The 20,510-nt window shown below is 42.5% G+C and carries 19 protein-coding genes and 1 pseudogene; 11 read left to right on the plus strand and 9 right to left on the minus strand.

What is annotated here, in order from left to right; genetic code table 11:
- Positions 1-34: 34 nt before the first annotated feature.
- The 5 genes from BDI_RS07685 to BDI_RS07705 form a co-directional block, all read right to left on the minus strand.
- Positions 35-916 carry an AraC family transcriptional regulator gene (locus BDI_RS07685; RefSeq protein WP_005855873.1) on the minus strand — a complete coding sequence of 294 codons (882 nt, stop codon included), beginning with the start codon at positions 914-916 and terminating at the stop codon, positions 35-37.
- A 680-nt stretch (positions 917-1,596) separates the two neighbouring features.
- The gene (locus BDI_RS07690) at positions 1,597-2,286 is read right to left on the minus strand and encodes a hypothetical protein (RefSeq protein WP_011966499.1); all 690 of its coding nucleotides are present in this window, start codon (positions 2,284-2,286) and stop codon (positions 1,597-1,599) included.
- A gap of 19 nt (positions 2,287-2,305) precedes the next feature.
- Positions 2,306-3,268 (minus strand): glycosyltransferase, encoded by a 963-nt coding sequence (locus tag BDI_RS07695; RefSeq protein ID WP_041525570.1) that lies wholly within the window; start codon positions 3,266-3,268, stop codon positions 2,306-2,308.
- Between the two features lie 245 nt (positions 3,269-3,513).
- Complete coding sequence (locus BDI_RS07700; protein WP_005855867.1) at positions 3,514-4,389, minus strand: NAD kinase; 876 nt, start codon at positions 4,387-4,389, stop codon at positions 3,514-3,516.
- Positions 4,390-4,404: 15 nt separating this feature from the next.
- Entirely contained in the window at positions 4,405-5,064 is a 660-nt protein-coding gene (locus BDI_RS07705; protein ID WP_005855866.1) for a CBS domain-containing protein, read from the minus strand.
- 84 nt (positions 5,065-5,148) lie between these two features.
- Here BDI_RS07705 and BDI_RS07710 point away from each other — a divergent pair, with 84 nt between their 5' ends.
- From BDI_RS07710 to BDI_RS07730, 5 genes are all read left to right on the plus strand, one after another.
- A complete protein-coding gene (locus tag BDI_RS07710; RefSeq protein ID WP_005855864.1) occupies positions 5,149-5,865 on the plus strand; it encodes a pyridoxine 5'-phosphate synthase in 717 nt (238 codons plus the stop codon).
- 53 nt (positions 5,866-5,918) lie between these two features.
- Entirely contained in the window at positions 5,919-6,629 is a 711-nt protein-coding gene (locus tag BDI_RS07715) for a MotA/TolQ/ExbB proton channel family protein (protein ID WP_005855862.1), read from the plus strand.
- Positions 6,630-6,720: 91 nt separating this feature from the next.
- Complete coding sequence (locus BDI_RS07720; protein WP_005855860.1) at positions 6,721-7,131, plus strand: ExbD/TolR family protein; 411 nt, start codon at positions 6,721-6,723, stop codon at positions 7,129-7,131.
- Between the two features lie 5 nt (positions 7,132-7,136).
- The gene (locus BDI_RS07725; RefSeq protein WP_011966501.1) at positions 7,137-7,991 is read left to right on the plus strand and encodes an energy transducer TonB family protein; all 855 of its coding nucleotides are present in this window, start codon (positions 7,137-7,139) and stop codon (positions 7,989-7,991) included.
- A gap of 9 nt (positions 7,992-8,000) precedes the next feature.
- Positions 8,001-8,546, plus strand: coding sequence for a DJ-1 family glyoxalase III (locus tag BDI_RS07730; protein ID WP_005868002.1), 546 nt, complete (start codon positions 8,001-8,003; stop codon positions 8,544-8,546).
- Positions 8,547-8,673: 127 nt separating this feature from the next.
- On the opposite strand, the gene BDI_RS07735 is transcribed toward BDI_RS07730, so the two are convergent.
- Positions 8,674-9,750: a linear amide C-N hydrolase gene (locus BDI_RS07735; protein ID WP_005855840.1), complete on the minus strand. Its 1,077-nt coding sequence runs from the start codon at positions 9,748-9,750 to the stop codon at positions 8,674-8,676.
- 120 nt (positions 9,751-9,870) lie between these two features.
- Here BDI_RS07735 and BDI_RS07740 point away from each other — a divergent pair.
- Positions 9,871-10,071, plus strand: a pseudogene (locus BDI_RS07740) (SDR family NAD(P)-dependent oxidoreductase); the annotation flags it as partial.
- A gap of 152 nt (positions 10,072-10,223) precedes the next feature.
- Positions 10,224-11,156: a DMT family transporter gene (locus BDI_RS07745; RefSeq protein ID WP_005855838.1), complete on the plus strand. Its 933-nt coding sequence runs from the start codon at positions 10,224-10,226 to the stop codon at positions 11,154-11,156.
- Here BDI_RS07745 and BDI_RS07750 read toward each other — a convergent pair.
- Positions 11,142-12,032: a 1,4-dihydroxy-2-naphthoate polyprenyltransferase gene (locus tag BDI_RS07750; protein ID WP_008780291.1), complete on the minus strand. Its 891-nt coding sequence runs from the start codon at positions 12,030-12,032 to the stop codon at positions 11,142-11,144. The two genes, BDI_RS07745 and BDI_RS07750, sit on opposite strands and share 15 nt — an antisense overlap.
- A 93-nt stretch (positions 12,033-12,125) precedes the next feature.
- On the opposite strand from BDI_RS07750, the gene BDI_RS07755 reads away from it, so the two are divergent.
- Together BDI_RS07755 and BDI_RS07765 are read left to right on the plus strand one after the other, a co-directional pair.
- Positions 12,126-12,527 (plus strand): hypothetical protein, encoded by a 402-nt coding sequence (locus BDI_RS07755; RefSeq protein WP_005855834.1) that lies wholly within the window; start codon positions 12,126-12,128, stop codon positions 12,525-12,527.
- Between the two features lie 393 nt (positions 12,528-12,920).
- Entirely contained in the window at positions 12,921-13,115 is a 195-nt protein-coding gene (locus BDI_RS07765; protein ID WP_005855829.1) for a hypothetical protein, read from the plus strand.
- A gap of 146 nt (positions 13,116-13,261) precedes the next feature.
- Here the strand turns inward: BDI_RS07765 and BDI_RS07770 are convergent, their stop codons facing one another.
- Both BDI_RS07770 and BDI_RS07775 read right to left on the minus strand, forming a co-directional pair.
- Positions 13,262-14,626, minus strand: coding sequence for an MFS transporter (locus tag BDI_RS07770; protein WP_005855828.1), 1,365 nt, complete (start codon positions 14,624-14,626; stop codon positions 13,262-13,264).
- 127 nt (positions 14,627-14,753) lie between these two features.
- A complete protein-coding gene (locus BDI_RS07775; protein WP_005855821.1) occupies positions 14,754-15,767 on the minus strand; it encodes a LacI family DNA-binding transcriptional regulator in 1,014 nt (337 codons plus the stop codon).
- Positions 15,768-15,967: 200 nt separating this feature from the next.
- On the opposite strand from BDI_RS07775, the gene BDI_RS07780 reads away from it, so the two are divergent.
- On the plus strand, positions 15,968-18,937 hold the full coding sequence (locus BDI_RS07780) for a SusC/RagA family TonB-linked outer membrane protein (protein ID WP_011966504.1): 2,970 nt from the start codon (positions 15,968-15,970) through the stop codon (positions 18,935-18,937).
- A gap of 20 nt (positions 18,938-18,957) precedes the next feature.
- Positions 18,958-20,505: a RagB/SusD family nutrient uptake outer membrane protein gene (locus tag BDI_RS07785; RefSeq protein WP_005855819.1), complete on the plus strand. Its 1,548-nt coding sequence runs from the start codon at positions 18,958-18,960 to the stop codon at positions 20,503-20,505.
- Positions 20,506-20,510: the final 5 nt, after the last annotated feature.

Genomic DNA, 20,510 nt, shown 5'->3' on the forward strand with positions numbered 1-20,510 from the left:
AAAGTTATAGAAATAATATGAAAATCAAACATAATCATGTTGAAAATATATGTTTTCGATATTGAGAAAGAGTCATTCCCGTCCGTTGACGAAAGAAGCGATTCAATGTCGATTGAGACGGAAAATTAGTCAATATAGCGATCTCCTGTATATTTAATCGAGAGTCACGTAGCAACGACTTTACCTCTAACACTATATAGATAGATAAAAACTCCTTGGCTGAAATGCCACACCTTTCATTCATGATCGCACTTAAATAAGTTGTCGTTATATTCAATTTATCCGCATAAAATCCGACATTCTTGTGATTCTTGAAATTCTCTGCCACGAGACTACAGAAATCATAGATCAATTGCTCTTTTCTCAAACTAGTCCTGAAAGGGATTTTCTTACGCACTTTCACATAATAGTCGTAAACATCCATGTAAAAAATCCCCAAGTAACATATAATCCGCTCCCTCAGAAGCCCATTACCCCGATACCGCTCAAGCTCATTCTCTATCAATTTGCAAAATGATTGAAAACGCTCAATACCATTATTATCCTCTATATTATAGTAAAAATGATCCTTCACGAAAAAATGAAATCCCGGATCAAAATGACGTAAGGAACTTAATACATCCCCATGTAGTACATGTGGTATGATGATAAACTTCGCCGAGAAGTCCTCACTCACGTTCCGCATTGAGCATAACTGTCTCGGAAATAAGAAAATCAATTCATTCTTATTCCATACATGCTTATTATCAAGCAAATGAATGATCGCACTACCTCTATTACATACTGCTATTATCCCGTAATCCAAAAAAGAAGGTTCTGAAGTCAATGGACTATCTTCAATCTGTTCCGTAATAATAAAGTCTTTTTCTAATCCGCCTAAAAAACGATCACATGTATTATACCTATTCTCTTGCATATACTCTTATAAATTAAGGGAATACGAAATCTTACCTCCAACAACAATCAACAGAATAATATTATATTTTGTTCTGTCCGTTAAGGTCCCAAGTATATTCGTTTGATATTTTTCTTTCCTTACCCCCTCTTCTATTAGCCATCAAACCTTATATATCAATTGGTGCTAACAGCTAACCAAGGAAATCATAAAAAAACACAAGACAAAATTATATAATAAAAAATTGACTATTAAATGCATAACTAAACTAAAAGCGTACAAAAACACATCAATTGTATACAAAATCGAAACAGACAAAGAATAACCGAAAAAGATCATAAAAATACAATTAGCTTCATTGACAAAGTAAGTTAGCTGAAATACCAAAGCAAGTTAACTTACTTTGCCGATGAAATTAGCTTACTTTGAAAGTATGGATGTTACCCTCGGAAAGGGGCGCTTAAGCAGTGTTCTCAAAAATTCGTGTATTCATGCCTCTATACAAAAAAAGGCTATCCGTCACGGACAGCCAATCTCAATTGTTAACCTTAAATCTAATACCATGAAAAACACAGTACAAATATAGGTGGTTTTATGTTATGTAGCATACTGAATTATTTGCAAAATTCATTCGCTTAACTCGATTTAACGAAATCATGCCCTAAAACATAGTTATTAACAAGAAAACTATTCGTTCAGATCTAATAGCTTCCCAAGAAATCGTCGAGGGAACGAGGATCATCATCTGGCATCAATTCTTTTTTCAAACGAAATTTGCGTTTATAGATAGCGTCCTTCGTCACATTCAAGACTGACATCAGCTCCGCCGAGGTTAGCCGCAATTTGATCAAGCAACAAAAACGAATGGCATCCTCCGTCAAATCCGGATAAGCGACACGTAAACGACTTATAAAATCATCATAAAGAGTATTTACGATCTCGATCAAGTTTCTCCAATCCGAATCCGGCAATATCGTTTCCGATTTAGAAAGTATCTTCAACTTCTTGAACGTATCCAACTGTTCCAGCAAACACTTCGCCAAACGTTCCTTTTCCTTGATCAAGGATTCCACGTCACGATGCGCTTTCCACTGAGCCGCATGCTGGTATTCCATCAAGCATTTCTCCTTCGCTTCCAATTGCTCCTTGATGTGCGACATCTCACGACTATAACGTTGTATCAAGATTTCATTTTTATCCACAAGACTCGCTATTTCTCTCAGTTCTTTCTCCTTTTTTGTCTTATAAAGGTGATAACGTAAAAAAGATAATAAAAGTAGGGCAAAAGTAACGATGATTAAAATGATCAGATAATAAATATCTACATAGAAATGCTCCGGCTCCTTTAGAACCGAGCTTATGGCAGTAGATGTGTGCAGCGCAAACTTCATATAAATAGTATTTATTATCTTAATACTTCTTTCTTAGAATTCCCTCTCTCCAAATCGCTTCCAAAAAGCCTGTCCCATATCCGATCAATTGGACAAAAGCCGCTATGATAGATAACAACGCAACGATTCCGTTCTTATTTCTCACTAAAGCGTCAAAAAAGATCAGCGAAATATAAAATAACAATAGCCCCCATACCTTTGGAACGAAAAAAGCGGAAATACATACTCCCAGCAGACCTACCACAAATAAGGCCGGCAGGCAATGTACCCATTTCAATGATTCCGGGTACTTCTGGTACAAGATAATCCTAGCGTACCCCGAATGCCATACTTGCCGGAAAAACTGGACGAAATTTGTTCTTCGCTTATGATAGACCCAAGCGCCCGGAAAATAACGGCATTTATAGCCTGCCGCAAAAATCCGGATACTAAAATCTATATCCTCTCCATAACGCATATCAGAGAAACCACCCAAGGCTTCATACACCTCTTTCCGCATTCCCATATTAAAACTCCGAGGATAGAATGTATCCAAATGTCTCCGGCTTCCTCGGATCCCTCCTGTCGTAAAGAAAGAAGTCATCGAGTAATTGACCGCTTTTTGTATAGCGGAAAAAGAAGAATGCGCCCTGTCGGCACCACCAAAGGCATCCACCTTATAACGCATCAAGGACTCGTGTACTTGTTCCAGATAGCTGGCCGGAACGATACAATCCGAATCCAAGACAATCACGATCTCTCCTTCCGCATAACGTACCCCTTGATTGCGAGCCAAGCCCGGGCCTGAATTCTCTATATAGAAATAGCGAATCCTCAAGCGGTCATTATAGGCATTGACTACGGACTCACAAGGTATAGAAGAACCGTCGTCCACTACGATAACCTCAAAATGTACATATGTCTGCCGGGTAAGACTGTTTAATAAATCGTCTATCTCCTCCGGACGATTGTAGACAGGAATAATAATTGAAAATACTTCCATTAAGCTAGATTTAATCTGCCGACAAAAGTAAAGAGTTAAAAAGCGTGTATCAAAAAAGGGCACTGGACAAATAGAGGACATAGCTGGACATCGAATACCCCCTATTTTTTACCCCATAATAGAAAAACTGGACAAAAGACATAAGATACGTTCAGTTCATTCATGCAGAATAATCTATTTATCAATAGCTTACAAAATACAATACTATCCGCTACTATTTGGACAAAGACTGGACGCACACAATATTATTTCATTCGCACATCTGCCCCCCACATTAATTTTTCCCGAAGCGTCTGATAAAAAGTATGGTTATAGCGCTTGATGACTTTCGTCGTATAATCGGCCTTGCTCATCTTTAATTCGATACCTGCCGGGAATATTTCCGAACGTCCATCCAAAGAGATCAGAAAATATTTATTCCGGCTCTCTACCCGAAGCGTTATTATATCTGAATCCGGAATCACCAACGGACGCACGTTCAAGGAATGCGGAGCGACCGGACTCAAGACAATGCTATTACTTTGCGGGACGATAATCGGCCCATTTACGCTCATCGAATAGGCCGTGGAACCGGTAGGTGTAGCCACTACCAAACCATCCGCCTGATAAGAAGTCAGATATTCCCCATTCAAGAATGTATGAATCGTAATCATCGAGGAACTATCACGCTTCAGCACGGCGATCTCGTTCAAGGCATAATTATATCCGCGAAACGCACGGTCTTCCGTATATAAACGCAAGAGGGTTCGTTCCTCTACCTTATAGTAATTCTTAAAAATCTCATCCAGCGTATCCTCAACCTCATTACTGCTGACATCCGCAAGGAAACCCAGCCGTCCGGTATTAATGCCTAAAATAGGGATATCCTGTTTATTTACCCGGGCCGCCGTACGAAGGAACGTACCATCTCCTCCCACGCTAAGGGCTATATCCAGATCAAACTCATCACCCACTAATAGCCCGCTCACCACTGGCTCAAAACCAAAAGCATCGGTAAGGAATGTATAAAAAGGGCTGTCCACATAAATATCAGCCTCTTGTTCACGAAGCTTCTCAAACAGGCGTTTAATCAGATTCTGTCTCTCGATCTGATATTCACTTCCAAATATTCCAACTTTCATTCTACGCTCCTTACTTTACATATTCATATAATGTAATAACTCATTCATCCGCTGCCGCAACATATCATCCACCATCCCCTTCTCCATAAAATGATAAAGCACCGTATAATTGAAACGCTCGAAACTACGGATCACGGGAGAGGCATCTTCCAAATCGATCTTAAGGGTTATAAGCAGACGGCCCGTATCTTTATCTTGATGGGATAGCAAATTAAGGACATGGGCATTATTCGCCTCTACCAAACGGGCGATATCCGTTAATGAATAATCCTGTGGCATCATTTCCAATACGATCACGCTTCCAGCCGCCTCCGCATTACATAGCTCGGATAAAGCATCCACCAAACGATCCCGGGTAATCGCCCCCAAATAAGTTCCGTCCACGGAAACCACAGGCAACAGGCTCAATCCATATCGGGTTATCATTGCCAACGCTTCATGTAAATGTCTATTTTCCGAAATCGCCGGAGCGAATAAAACCGGCTCACCGATCGTAGCCGAAGGATCCGGCAGCGCCAATAAGTCTTTTTCCGACACTAAACACTGGTATGCGCTATCACTCAATAACGGAAGATGCTTGAGTTTAAAATCCTCCATTAATGCCAACGCATATTCCGCTGTGTCAAAACTTTTTAACACCGGAATTTCCTTTGTTATGAAATCTTTCACCAACATTATTCTGTTAATTCCCTAAATCCTGCTAAATTTGCCGATACTTTTGTGCAAATGTAATGAAAGAAAAAAGATATACGATATACAATGACAAATTTAAGTGTAAACATTAACAAGGTTGCTACTATTCGTAATGCGAGAGGTGGCAATATGCCAAACGTGCTGAAAGTGGCGCAAGACTGTGAATTATTCGGGGCACAAGGAATTACGGTTCATCCCCGTCCGGATGAACGACACATACGCTATAGCGATGTTTATGGACTAAAACCTCTTATCCGGACAGAATTTAACATAGAAGGCTATCCTTGTGATAAATTCATCGACTTGGTATTGAAGGTAAAACCGACCCAAGTCACACTGGTTCCGGACGCTCCGGATGCCATCACGTCGAACTCAGGTTGGAACGTAAAGGACAATTTCGATTACTTAAGCGAATTGGTAGACACCTTTACCTCACAAGGAATCCGTACATCCATCTTCGTCGGAACAGACTTGGCGAATATCGAGCTAGCGGCGAAAACAGGTACGGACCGTATTGAATTATATACGGAACCTTATGCGACCTATTATCCGGAAGATCGTGACAAAGCGATCGCTCCTTTTGTCGAGGCCGCGCAATTAGCTAAAAACTTAGGATTAGGCGTAAATGCCGGACACGATTTGAACTTAGAAAATCTGGCTTTCTTCAACAAGAATATCCCTTGGCTGGAGGAGGTTTCTATCGGCCATGCCTTGATTTGTGATGCGCTCTACCATGGTTTGCAAGAGACGATCGCTTTATACAAGGCATGCTTGAATAGTTGACAAGTGACAGTTTATAGTTATAAATCATAAATTATAATTCATAATTCGAAACGATGAGTATTTTACTTTCACTACAGGCCGTGGGCTCTCAGGCGGCAGATCAAATGCCGGATTTAACGGCTGTAACCCTTCCTACGGAAGCGGAAATCAATGTGATAGACCTTGCCTTTAAGGGAGGTTGGATTATGGTGGTATTGTTACTGCTCTCTCTGATGGCTATTTATATTTTTGTTCAACGTCTGATCATCATTCGCCGTGCGGGAAAAGAAGACGAGACGTTCATGAATCGTATCAAAGACTATATTCACGAGGGAAAAGTGGACTCGGCTCTCAATTTATGCAGGAGCACCAACACGCCTTCCGCCCGTATGATCGAGAAAGGTATTACCCGTTTGGGCCGTCCGATGAACGATGTACTCGTAGCGATCGAGAATGTCGGAAATTTGGAGATCGCTAAACTGGAAAAAGGTTTCCCCTTGATCGCTACGACCGCCGCCGGAGCTCCCATGCTTGGTTTCCTTGGGACGGTAACCGGTATGGTACGTGCTTTCTTCGATATGGCAAACGCAGGCACCAATGTTGATGTCTCCCTATTATCCGGCGGTATCTATGAGGCCTTGGTAACAACCGTTGGCGGTCTGGTAGTTGGTATCATTACATTGTTCGCGTACAACTATCTGGTATCTCAAGTAGATAACGTCGTGAACAAGATGGAGGCTCGTACGATGGAATTCATGGATTTATTAAATGAACCGGCTAATTAATTGATAATGGAGAATTGAAAATTGAAGATGAGCCAACTCTCCTCTATTTAATTTTCAATTCTCCATTTTCAATTTTCAATTATAAAAAATTATGGCTCTAAAAAGAAGAACAAAGGTAAACGAAGCGTTCAGCATGGCCTCTATGACCGACGTCATATTCCTCTTGCTGATCTTCTTCATGGTTACCTCTACCGTAGTAATCCCGAACGCCATCAAGGTTACCTTGCCGCAAGCGCAAAAGCAAACAGCGGCGAAACCTCTTACGAGGGTAACGATAGACGCGAACTTGAATTACTACGTGGCATTTGGAAAGCAAAAAGAGGTACAGGTCTCATTTGATGAGATCACTCCTTTCTTGCAAGATAGTTACGCAAAGGAACCGGAGATGTTCGTCGCCTTATATGCCGACGAGACCGTGCCTTACAAAGAGATTGTAAAGATACTGAATATAGCGAACGAGAATAAATTCAAGATGGTGCTTGCCACCCGTCCGCAGAAATAACAGATATGAGACTGAATAAGGATGACATATACAGTTTGATCGGTACCGTTGCTTTTCACGGTGTCATTCTACTGATACTTTGGTTTACCGTATTGAAAACCGAGGTACCGGATGAAGACGGGGGTGTACTCGTTAATTTCGGGAATGTAGATGCCGCCGCCGGAATGTTCGAGCCCAAATATACCGGGCAAGAACCGCCTCAGGAAACGACCACTCCCCCTCCTCCCGTACCGGAGCCGCAAGTGGAAACACCCAAGCAGGAACTCATCACTCAAGATATCGAGGAAAGCGTAGCCCTTGAGGAGGCTAAAAAGAAGAATGAGGAAGAGAAACGCAAGAAACAAGAGGCTGAGAAGAAACAGAAAGAAGAGGAGGAGAAAGAACGTATCCGCCGGGAAGAAGCCGAGAAGAGACGTCTGGCCGAGGAACGCCGCAAGAAGGAACAAGCCATTAGCAACAAGGTGGCCGGAGCTTTTGGTATGGGAAACGCCGAGGGTAACAGCCAAGGCGACGCTGAAAGCGGAACCGGTAACCAAGGAAGTCCGTTCGGTAACTCTGATCACGGGGCGAATGAAGGCGTAGGCGGTTACGGATCATTTAATTTGAACGGCCGTTCCATTGGTGCCGGAGGTCTCCCCCGTCCCGCTTATACGATCCAAGAGGAGGGGCGTATTGTTATCAATATAACCGTAGATCCGAAAGGCAACGTTATATTTGCCGAGGTAGGCCGGGGAACTAATATCGACAACGCCTCCATGCGTAAAAGCGCTTTGGACGCGGCTCGAAAGGCGAAGTTCAACAGTATCAGCGGCGCTAATAACCAGAGTGGTACTATTACTTACGTGTACAAATTTAAATAATTGAATCTTATGAAGAAAGCGATCGTATTCTTAGCGAATGGCTTCGAGGAAATGGAAGCCACGGGAACCGTAGACATTTTGCGTCGCGGAGGTATAGACACGAAAACAGTCTCCATCACAGACGACCGTAAAGTGATTGGCGCTCACAATATGGAATATACGGCTGACGCCACATTTACCGAAATCGATCTTTCGGATGCTGATGCCTTGATCTTACCCGGAGGCATGCCCGGAGCATCCAACTTGAACAATTCGGAACCGGTGAAAGAAGTCTTATTACAACAATACCGTGAAGGACGTATCGTAGCGGCTATCTGCGCAGCTCCGATGGTATTAGGCGGTCTAGGTTTGTTAAAAGGTCGCAAAGCCACTTGCTACCCCGGGTTCGAACCGAAATTGATTGGTGCCACCGTAACAGGCGAGGCTGTCGAGGTAGATGGAAATGTGGTAACCGGTAGAGGACCGGGCTTGGTATTCAATTTTGGCCTAGCTTTAGTATCTGTACTAAAAGGTGACGCAGTTGCGGAGGAAGTTGCGGCCGGATTACTATTATAAGATTTAGATCATCAGTCGAAACCCAATAGAATAGGGAACGTAATCCATTGAGTTATGTTTCCTATTCCATTGAGTTTTATCACCTATCCTATTGACTTACGAGATATCCCCCAAAGAGCTCACTGCCCTATTCTATTTTGATCGTTTCAACCGCTTGTCGCTTCGTCCCATCCATGGATACCGCACGATAACGAACCGTGGAGAAATCAATGGAACGTAAATCTATATTCCGAATAACGCTATTGTACATCGTACGGTAATAAATCACATGGTTTCGCATATCCGTAACCGAAGTCCATTGAGTAGCGCTCGGTATATCGCAAGGAACTTGCCCTAATGGGAATTCGATCCCTACGGGAATATCAAAATTATTCAATATCTGGAAACACTGGAAGACCGTTTCCAATGCGGTTTCTTGTTGTGGGGCCGAAGCTTGGTAAAAAGCCGCACGAACGAAACGTGACGGTGGAGTTACGTCGCCCGGAATCCCAAGGAAACCGCTTCCCGCACCAAATGAAGACAACTCGATATTTCCTAATTGTTGATTGGGGGCCGTACCCGGGAAAAGATTAACATAATTATTCAGGTTCGTCAGATGCCACTCGAAACTGGGAGAATTAGTCAGAACTCCTAACGTATTCTCATAGAAGTGTAGCTCACCCTTAATAATCTCAAGAACCAGTTGACGTCCCGACGGCTCGGCAAACCGCCAATGAACGGTAGACGCACGGGGATCTATATTGATAACATGCACTTTCTTAACAGCCTCTTTCACCTCTTCTACATTTGAACATTCCCCCAACAACCAAGACACTAATTGCAGATCAGAGATACTTTTATCCCGAACTGCGGCATTATATTTCTCATATTCACCGTACTTTGGAAAATAAAACAATCCAGCCGATAACCCAACCTCATTGAGTCCTTCGGCGATAAATTCCTTTTGCTCCACTGCCAAGCCCACATATCCATAACGTGCCGTGAAAGTCATTCCATCAACCCCATTCGGAGTATACGATCGTTCGGTGTATCCTCTTGGAACCACGACATACTGGCTGTTCAAATTACTTCCACCCCATTCTATCGTACGTGCTACAATAGTCGTACTGTCCTTGCTTTTTAAGGTAATACCGGTGCAAGCCTCTGCAGCGGAAGGATTAATAAGCAAGCCGGCAATCGCAAATAAAATAAAGAAATGTCTCATAAGTATCATTTTTGATAAAAACAAGCGACAGGAAAAGGATGTTTTCAAGAAAAGAAATTTTAGATAGACAAACAGCACTTATTACCGGCGGAGCAAGCGGCATTGGACATGCTAGCGACCCCTTCAATGACCGTAAAAGGAAAAGGAAGCATCGTAAACGTAGCCTCCATTGGAGGATTGACAGGAGATTTCCGGGGAACTCTTTATGGTATGAGCAAAGCTGGCGTCATCAATTTAACCCGTTACATTTCCGGACAGACTATCATCTCTGATGGAGGTATGACTTGCCATAATCCGACGATAGAGGATATTTCACATTGATGAAAGTTCTTATTTACATTATTAGTAAGAGAGCGATTCCTTCTCTTTATACATTTAGCATATAATGCCACAAAAGTAGCAGGGGCATTTTAACCCCATGTTATTTCAAGACTTTTTTGTATGTTTGCGGTCATTTTATCAAAAAGTATAATATGAATAATAATCTAAAAGGTTTCGCTTATGGAATAGCGACTTCTGTTACATTCGGTTTAATCCCTTTGTTTACATTGCCTCTTATGGAGAAGGGTATGCGGTTTGATTCGATATTGTTCTATCGTTTCTTATTCGCGGCCATCGCCTTATCGGGTATGCTTCTAGCAAAAAAGGAATCTTTCAGAACAGAGATGCGAAACCTACCGATATTGATTTTATTGGGTGCTTTTTATACAGGCTCGGCAATGTTCCTGTTTTGGGGCTATAATTTTATGGCGGCGGGAATCGCCACGACTCTACATTTCACCTATCCGATATTCGTAACCCTATTCATGCTGTTTGTATTCAAAGAAAAAACATCATGGATTACGCTCTTGGCGATCGGGCTCGCTATTTGTGGAGTAGCCCGTCTATCCATTGATGGAGGAGAGATGCGATTAAACGGGCTAGGCGTAATCATCGTATTACTTTCCGCCGTCGCTTATGCCCTCTATATCGTCACCGTCAATAAATCGAGGGTACATGATATGCCGGGACGAAAACTTACGTTCTATGTATTTATCGTCAGTACCTCTTTATTTTTCATAAAAGCACAGGCAGGAACAGGAATCCAACCCATTCCAGACCTGCCCTCTTTTATTAACCTCGTCTTATTAGCCTTCTTGCCAACCGTAGTATCTAACATTACATTGGTACAAGCCGTACACCATATCGGTTCCACCCTAACTTCCGTACTGGGAGCAACAGAACCCGTGACAGCCGTCTGCGTAGGTGTTTTAGTCTTTGGAGAGCCTTTCACCCCTCACCTCGCTTTAGGAATCTTACTGATTATCGTAGCGGTTACATTGATTATCCTGTCCAAATACATACAGAAAAATCTCCATGAGGCCAAGCGATTGTTCAAAGCACGGCACATCTTAAGAACCAAATAACAATACAACTGAAAGCAACACGGCATAGATAAATACATTCCGTGCCGTATGCCCTAAAGTTCTATTAAGCTCACGGCCTTGATACTGTTTCATCTCCAGCCATGTGGCGGCAAACAGCACGCTAAAAGCCGCGAATAAACAAACAAGCCAAGGTGAGGCATCCATCAATAAAGGCAGCGTGATCAAAAAAGCCAATATACCGTTCAGCAAATAAGTTACCAACCCGAACGTACGCCCGAATAGCACAATCGTAGTCCGTTTACGAGCCGCCTTATCTTGCTCATAATCCCGGTAATTATTCACGATCAAAATATTAGCGGACAACAGCCCCAATGACAACGAAAGCAAGAATGACAATAAGGAAAACGATAATGCTTGTACATAATACGTAAAACAAACCGGAATAATCCCATAAAACAATACGACACACACATCCCCCAGCCCGTTATAAGCCAAAGGAAATGGCCCTGCTGAATAAGCCAAGACACAAATCGCAATAGCAATTCCTACACCGATGAGCTCCCAGCCGGCAAAGAACAACAAGAAACAGCCACATAGACAAGAAAGCCCCAACGTGATAAAAGTCCCCCATAGCATTGCCTTAGGAGTTATCCAACCGGAAGCCACCGCTCGCTCCGGGCCTAACCGGTCCTCCTTATCCGCCCCCTTCTTAAAATCAAAATAATCATTGGCAAAATTACTGGCTATCTGGGCAAGTAAAGCCACCAAAACACAAAGGATCGCCGGAGCCAATTTAAATACTCCATCCCTGTAAGCCAGCGCACACCCAACTAATACCGGACTAAATGATGCCGGCAACGTTTTCGGACGTGCCGCCTCTAACCAAGCTTGAATTCTCGATCTGTTATTCTCCATTCTATTGTTTTATTCTTAAAATAACTACAAAAATAAAAAACAAATAACATATACTGTTGTTATTATCTAAAGAAATACTTGTATATTTGCGCCATGAAGAATTTTCTATTCATATTAGGTCTGTTGATTAGCTTCATGCTGTTTGCTCCCGAAGAAGGAACAAAGAGTATGGATGAGGTTATGTCTGCGACTAAAGAGGCCGTTATGAAAGAAAAAAACACGGCAGATGCCCAACGTCGTTTCGAAGTATTAAGTAACGAGCTGAAAAGCAGTAACTGCTTAACTCCCCGCAGGATTTCACAAACGGCAAACAACACTATCGAAATACGGATATGGAAAAATATGGAGAAATCCCTTCAAGACATGCGTTTGAGAGGAGTAAATCAACTTCATAGAGTATCTCAACATATATCCACTTATCAGATCATAAATTTATCCACACTTCTGTGTCGTATGGGAGAGCATGTCTTTGCCCTACGAAAACTCATTATTTAGTTTTTAATTGTTTCATATTTGTATCTTTCGGTAAGTCATTGATATGTCTTATCGGTAGGAATATTGCATTTATTAAATCAATATTTCCGGGGAGTTATTGCCCATTTACATTATTATAAACAATTAAAAATTACAATTATGACAACTAATAAATCAGGTAAAATACGTATATATCTTTATGTTCTTCTAACAATCGCAGGTTGTGTATTCGCATGCAGTTCTATCATCCCTAACGACTATATTAAATTAGTAGTAGTTATGGGTACTCTATGTGTTGGTCTATATGGCATAATGAAAGGACTGAGTAGTACCGGGACGTCATCGGAAGAGGAAGTCTTGGAAAAAGAATAATAAAATACAACAATTATCGAATCCTAAAAAAATAAGAAGATCATGAGAATAAATAAGGATTTGGCTGATGCAATCATGATGGTTTCATTTATCGTATTGGTATTAGTCGGAACTACAACATTTGACAATGAGGTTACTAAAAACGTAACCATGGGATCCCTCGGTGTGATTACGGTAGCGATGTTAGTTCTTCGCGTCATAGGATCACGCCAAAAGGAAGAGGAAGAAGCCTTTTAGTAGTTAGTCCATTGGTTTCCTGTTGTTGTCCCGGGGTGACCCGGGATTATCTGAGATACGTTTTTCTACCTACATTATAATAACTTGCTGTTTGACTTGGGTATAGCGTTTTTACGCTTGACAACAGGAAACCGGACTTATATACCTTACACTTTTCTACTGAACTTTTTCTCTTTGACAAGACTAACTGCGGCGGCGGCGAAAAACAAGAAAACACCTCCCGTTAACAAAGCGAACACGGCATGCCCATGATAAACATTACGTACAATCCATCCATGAATGATTCCATTCGTGATCTGAGGTATCGTTATAAAGAAATTAAATATACCCATATAAGTACCCATCTTATCAGCGGGAAGACTATCGGAAAGAATAGCATAAGGCATCGCCAATATACTTGCCCACGCTATACCGATGCCAATCATAGAAAAGACCATCATTCCTGTGTTATTCAACAAATAGAGAGAAACCAACCCTGCCCCTCCTAGGCATAAACAGAGGGCATGAGTCATTTTCCGACCTAAATGACGGGCAATCGGGATCAATAATAAAGCGAATAACATCGCCACAAAATTATAGATACTGAATAACTCACCTACCTTATCGCCAGCCATCGCATATTCGGCGGAAGCAGGATCTGTTGCCCCATATACATGTTCAGCGATAGCAGGCGTAGAATAAACCCACATGGAATACAAGGCAAACCAAGCGAAAAACTGGCATAAACCTAACTGTAACATTATTTTAGGCATATGAAAGATATCATGCATGATCTCCATAAAACCATTGCTATCCCGCCTTTTTTCAATGACCTCACCACCGGAAAGCCGAAACTCAGCCATCTCTTCTGGGGAATATTCCTTTGTCTTAAAAATTGTCCATAATACGCTCGCTAATAAAATCGCCGCACCGGCATAAAAGGCGAATTTAACATTATCGGCAACCTCACCAGCAACCGCCGTATTAGATAAACCAAACACCTTATTCATAATACTCGGCAACAAGGAACCAACGACAGCACCGATGCCGATCAAGAAAGTCTGGATCGAGAAGCCAGTCGTATGCTGCTCATCGGGTAGCATATCCCCTACCAAGGCACGGAAAGGCTCCATCGTTACATTGATGGAAGCATCCATGATCATCAACATACCCGCACCAATCAATACGGGAGATAAAATAGCCGTCTCTGTACCGGGTGACAAGAACAATCCCGCATTCGGCATCAATATCAAGGCAATCGTCGTAAAGATAGCTCCTACCAGAAAAAACGGACGCCGACGTCCTAAACGGCACCATGTTTGGTCGGAATAATGACCAATGATAGGTTGTATGATCATACCTGTCAGCGGAGCCGCTAACCAAAATAAGGATAGTTGCTCTACATCCGCTCCATAGGTTTGAAGTATTCTACTTGAATTTGCGTTCTGAAGGGCGAAACCGAATTGAATGCCCAAGAAACCGAAAGTTAGATTCCAAATTTGCCAAAAACTCAAAAATGGTTTTGTTTTCATGAGAATTATGTTTTTTAAGGTATTTATTTGTTTGGTGACAAACATACGGAATTATTCCGAAACAGGACGTCGTCCCTATTCAAATTCATGCAAAGAAGTAGAGCAAACGTTTTCGGAAGCTACTTTTTTAACGGGTAGACTGTCTCACCACCAGATTTGTCTTGATAATCTTGCTCACGATACGATCCCCGTCACGCACGCCATTCAAACGTTCTATCAGTAAACGCATAGCGATAGCTCCCAACTCATAACCATGTTGATCCACGGAGGTCAGCAGGGGATCACTAACTTCCGCTAAGCTATTATTCGTAAACCCACAAATCGAAACCTCATCGGGTATCCTCAATCCCTTGGCCTTGACAACATTCAGCACCCCTATAGCAGTCTCATCATTTACGGCGAAGAACGCATCCGGACGATTGGGCAACGACAATAATTCCGGGGTCAACCGAAGCGCCTCGGTATAATTATCACAAATCTTAATTAACTCTTTATCTACCGGTAATCCATTTTTACGCAAAGCATCCTCATATCCCATCCTACGATTATTAGAGATCGCTAAATGAGAAGGAGATCCGAAAAAGGCGATTCGCCGGCAACCGCTACGAATCAAGTATTCAACAGCGGAACAAACCCCGGCATAATCATCAACGACCACCCGGTCTGTCAAGATCCCCGTGCATATACGATCAAAAAACACCATAGGTATATCGCTATCGATTAGTTCTTGGAAATGATTGTAGATCGTCGTTGTTTTAGCGACAGAAGCCAAGACACCGCAAACACGTGCTTCCAATAAAGCTTGCGCACCTTTTACTTCTTTCTCATAATTCTCATTACTTTGACAAATAATAACACGATACCCTCCCTTTTCCGCCTCATCCTCTATACCGGATAAAACAGAAGAAAAGAAATAATGTACGATCTGCGGTAAAATAACACCGATTGTTTTCGTATTATTTGTCCGTAAACTCAAGGCTAAGGCATTGGGCTTATATTTATGTTCACGAGCGTAAGCATTCACTATATTCTTGGTTTCTTGGCTGATATCCGGATGATCAGCCAAGGAACGAGAGACTGTTGACGGGGAAATATGCAAGGCTTTCGCTATATCCTTTATCGTGATTTGACGCTTTTTCATGGTTCTCTTTTTTATAAAATCAAAGATATGTATTTAGGTCATACAATGCAAACGTTTGCGAGAACGTTTGCGTAAATTTATAGGGGTATCGACAAACATTTTAACAACATGAGAGGTTTGATAAACATACATTTGCATTCACATACTATGGCTAAAATTCAATAAATATAATAGAGTATTAATCTTAAACTGTCTAATGCATGAAACAAAAAATGTATTCTTGCGACGCAAGAGTAATCTTATCTATCTTGATAGGATTGTTTCTCTCCTGCAATGTTTTCGCACAAGACGTCACGATCAAAGGCAACGTGAAAGATGCGAAAGGTGAACCCATCATTGGGGCTAGTATCCTTGAAAAAGGAACTACGAATGGAACTGTTACCGATTTCGACGGTAACTTTATGCTTTCGGCGCCTAAAGGAAGTACGATCGGTATTTCTTACATAGGCTACAAATCACAAGACATTATCAACCAAGGACAAAGTAATTTAATTGTCGTATTACAAGAAGATACGGAAGTATTGGACGAGATTGTCGTAATCGGTTATGGTACGGTGAAGAAAGATGACGCTACCGGTTCCGTGACGGCCATTAAGCCAGATAAGATGAACCGGGGTTTGACCACCACCGCAACCGATATGATCAACGGTAAAATCGCCGGTGTAAATATCACGACTGACGGTGGAGCTCCGGGTTCGGGAGCCAGTATCCGCATCCGTGGTGGTTCTTCCTTATCGGCCAGCAACAACCCGCTGATCGTTATCGATGGACTTCCGATCGACAATGACGGTATCAAAGGGGTATCCAACCCGTTGAGTACGATCAACCCGAACGATATCGCAACATTCACCGTATTAAAAGACGCATCCGCCACAGCGATCTATGGTTCGCGTGCCTCTAACGGTGTGATTCTTATCACCACTAAGAAAGGTGAAAAAGGCTCCCGCCCACGGGTTACGTACGATGGAAACGTTTCTATCAGCACGAAGACCAAATCAATCGATGTTATGGGAGCTGACGAATATCGTAATTTCGTAACGGATCGTTTTGGGGCGGAATCAAGCGCCGTTAAATTATTAGGAAAAGAAAATACGGATTGGCAGAAAGAGATCTTCCGTACAGCCGTGGGAACCGATCATAATATCACGGTATCCGGAGGCTTGAATAATATGCCTTATCGTGTATCCGTCGGATATACAAACCAAAATGGTATATTGAAAACCTCTAAGTTCGAACGTTATACTGGATCTGTAAACCTAGCTCCCAGTTTCTTCGAAGATCATTTAAATATTAACTTCAACGCCAAGGGAATGATCTCAAATAATCGTTTCGCCGATACGGGAGCTATCGGAGCGGCAATCGCATTCGACCCGACTCAACCAGTCATGAACGGCAACAGTAAATACGGAGGTTATTTTGCTTGGGAAAATGCCGGTGAATTTATCTCAATCGCTACAAAAAACCCGGTAGCGATGCTTCAACAGAAAAAAGAAGAGGCTAATTCTAAAAACTTGGTCGGTAATATCCAAGTTGATTATAAATTCCATTTCCTTCCCGAATTACGTGCGAACTTGAATTTAGGTATGGATATGGCTACCGGTACGCAAGACATTTACTATCCGAAAGAATCTCCATTAGGTTACGTGGATAACGGCAAAACAGGTTATGAGACAATCGACAAATACAATCACCTATTGGATTTTTATTTGCAATACGCTAAGGATTTCAATGAAAAGCATCATTTTGATATCATGGCTGGTTACTCTTGGCAACATTTCCATCGTTCCACAGAGAACGCATACAATAACTTGAACGGAGATAACCCGACTTCTTATATTTTCAAGACAGAAAGTTATTTGATCTCTTTCTTCGGACGTGTCAATTATTCATTCATGAATCGCTATCTTATCACCGCTACCTTACGTAACGATGGCACTTCCCGCTTCTCTAAAGACAACCGTTGGGGATTGTTCCCTTCCGTGGCTTTAGGATGGAAGATCAAGGAAGAGGGCTTTATGAAAGACGTGGACGCTGTATCGGATTTAAAACTACGCTTGGGTTATGGTATTACCGGTCAACAGGATATCTCGCAAGGAGACTACCCGTATATGGCGACTTATTTCGCGGGACAAGACGGAGCCTACTATCAATTTGGCGACCAATTTGTTCCTATCGCCCGTCCCGACGGTTACAACCCGAACTTGAAATGGGAGGAGACTACTACTTGGAACGCCGGATTCGACTTCGGATTCTTAGATAACCGTATCACTTCATCCTTGGATTATTATTACAGGGAAACTAAGGACTTGATCAATGTGATCGACGTACCGGCCGGAACAAACTTCAAGAACCGTATCGTCAGCAATATCGGTTCTTTGAGAAATCAAGGTGTTGAGTTCTCCATCAACGCTAAAGCGATCTCAACCTCTGATTGGAAATGGGACCTAGGCTTTAATGTCGCTTGGAACAACAACGAGATTACGAAGCTAACCGCACAGGATGACGCCTCATCCATCGTATTGACAGGAACCGTAGAAGGTGGTACCGGGACCATGATACAGGCACAAGGTGTGAATCACCCGGCGAACTCATTCTATGTATACGAGCAGGTATATGATCAACAGGGTAATCCGATCGAAGGATTATACGTGGACCGCAACGGAGATGGTGTGATCAATGATGAGGACCGTTATTTCTGCCATAAACCGGCAGCCGATGTAACGATGGGCTTTACTTCTAAATTGGTATGGAAAGCATGGGATTTCAGTTTCTCACTTCGTTCCAACCTCGGGAACTATGTATATAATAATGTAGCCTCATCCAATGCGGCATTAAGTGAAGGTAGTATTAACAATAAAGGCTATCTATCCAACCGTCCGCTATCCGCTTTCGATACGAATTTCCAGAACATGAACGTATTGTCCGATTATTATGTACAAAACGCATCCTTCTTACGCTGCGATAATATCACGTTGGGTTACTCTTTCAACAAATTATTCGGCGTATTGGGCGGACGTATCTACGGAACCGTACAGAATCCTTTTGTTATCACGAAATATAAAGGATTGGATCCGGAGGTAGCGAACGCAGCTGATAAGACCTTCGGTATCGATAAGAACGTATATCCTCGCCCATTGGTAGGTATACTCGGTGTAAGTCTTAACTTCTAATTTTAAATCAGGATATCTATATGAATACGAAATTCTTTAAATATATAATACCGGCTTTATCGCTGGTTTTCAGCGTAAACTTCACCTCTTGCCTAGGTGATCTCGATGTTACGCCTATCGATCCGAACCTAAACGTAGAGTTCGATCAGAACGCCAATTTCGCCAAGATCTATGCGGGATTAGCCATCACAGGAAATAAAGGTCCCGACGGACAAGGAGATATCGCCGACACGGATGAGGGAGCGTCGGGTTTGATGCGTATGCTATTCAACCTGAATGAGCTTCCTACGGACGAGGCGATTTGCGCTTGGTCTGGCGACGTGGATGTATATCCCTTGAACTTCGCTAAGTTTACCGCCTCGAACGGTGTGGTATTGAATATGTTCAACCGTCTGTACATCCAAATCGCTCAGTGTAATAACTTCTTAATACAGACAGAGGGCAAGGATGACGAGGAAAGTCTTACACAGCGTGCTGAAGTTCGTTTTATCCGTGCCTTGGATTATTATTATTTGATTGATTTATATGGCAATGTCCCGTTCGTTGATGAGAACACGGGTATCGGTACCTATGTTCCCGAACGGATTACCCGGGCGAATCTCTATACCTATATAGAGAAAGAGTTGAAAGAAATCGAGCCACAAATGAAGGCTCCCCGTGCAAATGTATATGGACGTGCCGATCAAGCCGCCGTATGGATGCTACTTTCTCGCTTATATCTGAACGCAGAAGTATATACAGGTACCCCTCAATGGTCTGCCGCCGCTGAATACTCAAAGAAAGTCATGGACGCCGGTTTCTCTCTGGCTCCTAATTATGGAGATAATTTCCTTGCAGATAACAACACCTCTCCCGAGATGATCCTGCCGATTTGTTATGATGGCGTACAGACCCGCTCTTGGTCCGGATTGTTCTTTATCGCCAGCTTTATCAGTGGTGACATGAACGCACTGGTTGATTTCGGGACTAAAGAAGCATGGGGTGGTAACCGTGCCCGCATGGCATTGGTGAAAAAGTTCGCTTCTGACGGAGACTTATCGAAAACAACTGATACACGTGCCTCTTTCTGGACTACAGACCGTACATTCGAGATCAATAAGCCGACCGAGTTTACAGAAGGTTATTCTGTAACTAAATTCAAGAATATCACGAAATCCGGACAAATCGGTCACGATCCGAATCAGCAGTTCCCGGATATGGATTTCCCATTGTTCCGTTTAGCCGAGGCTAATCTGACCTTTGCCGAAGCCACAATACGGGCGGGAGGCGATAAACAAGCCGCTTTAAGCGCTATTAACCAGCTACGGAAAAGAGCGAAAGCCACGGAAATTACGGCAACCGATCTTACTTTGGATTTTGTGCTTGATGAGAAGGCCCGTGAGTTCTATTTTGAGGCGCAACGCCGTACGGATTTGATCCGCTACAATAAGTTCACCTCCAATTATACTTGGGATTGGAAAGGCGAGACAGCGGGAGGTACTTCAATCTCCAGTCACTTCTCATTGTTACCGATTCCTTCGACCCAACTCGTGGCAAACAGTAACTTGAAACAAAATCCGGGTTATTAATCGTA

Source organism: Parabacteroides distasonis ATCC 8503, assembly GCF_000012845.1.
In the GTDB taxonomy this organism is placed as follows: Bacteria; Bacteroidota; Bacteroidia; order Bacteroidales; family Tannerellaceae; genus Parabacteroides; species Parabacteroides distasonis.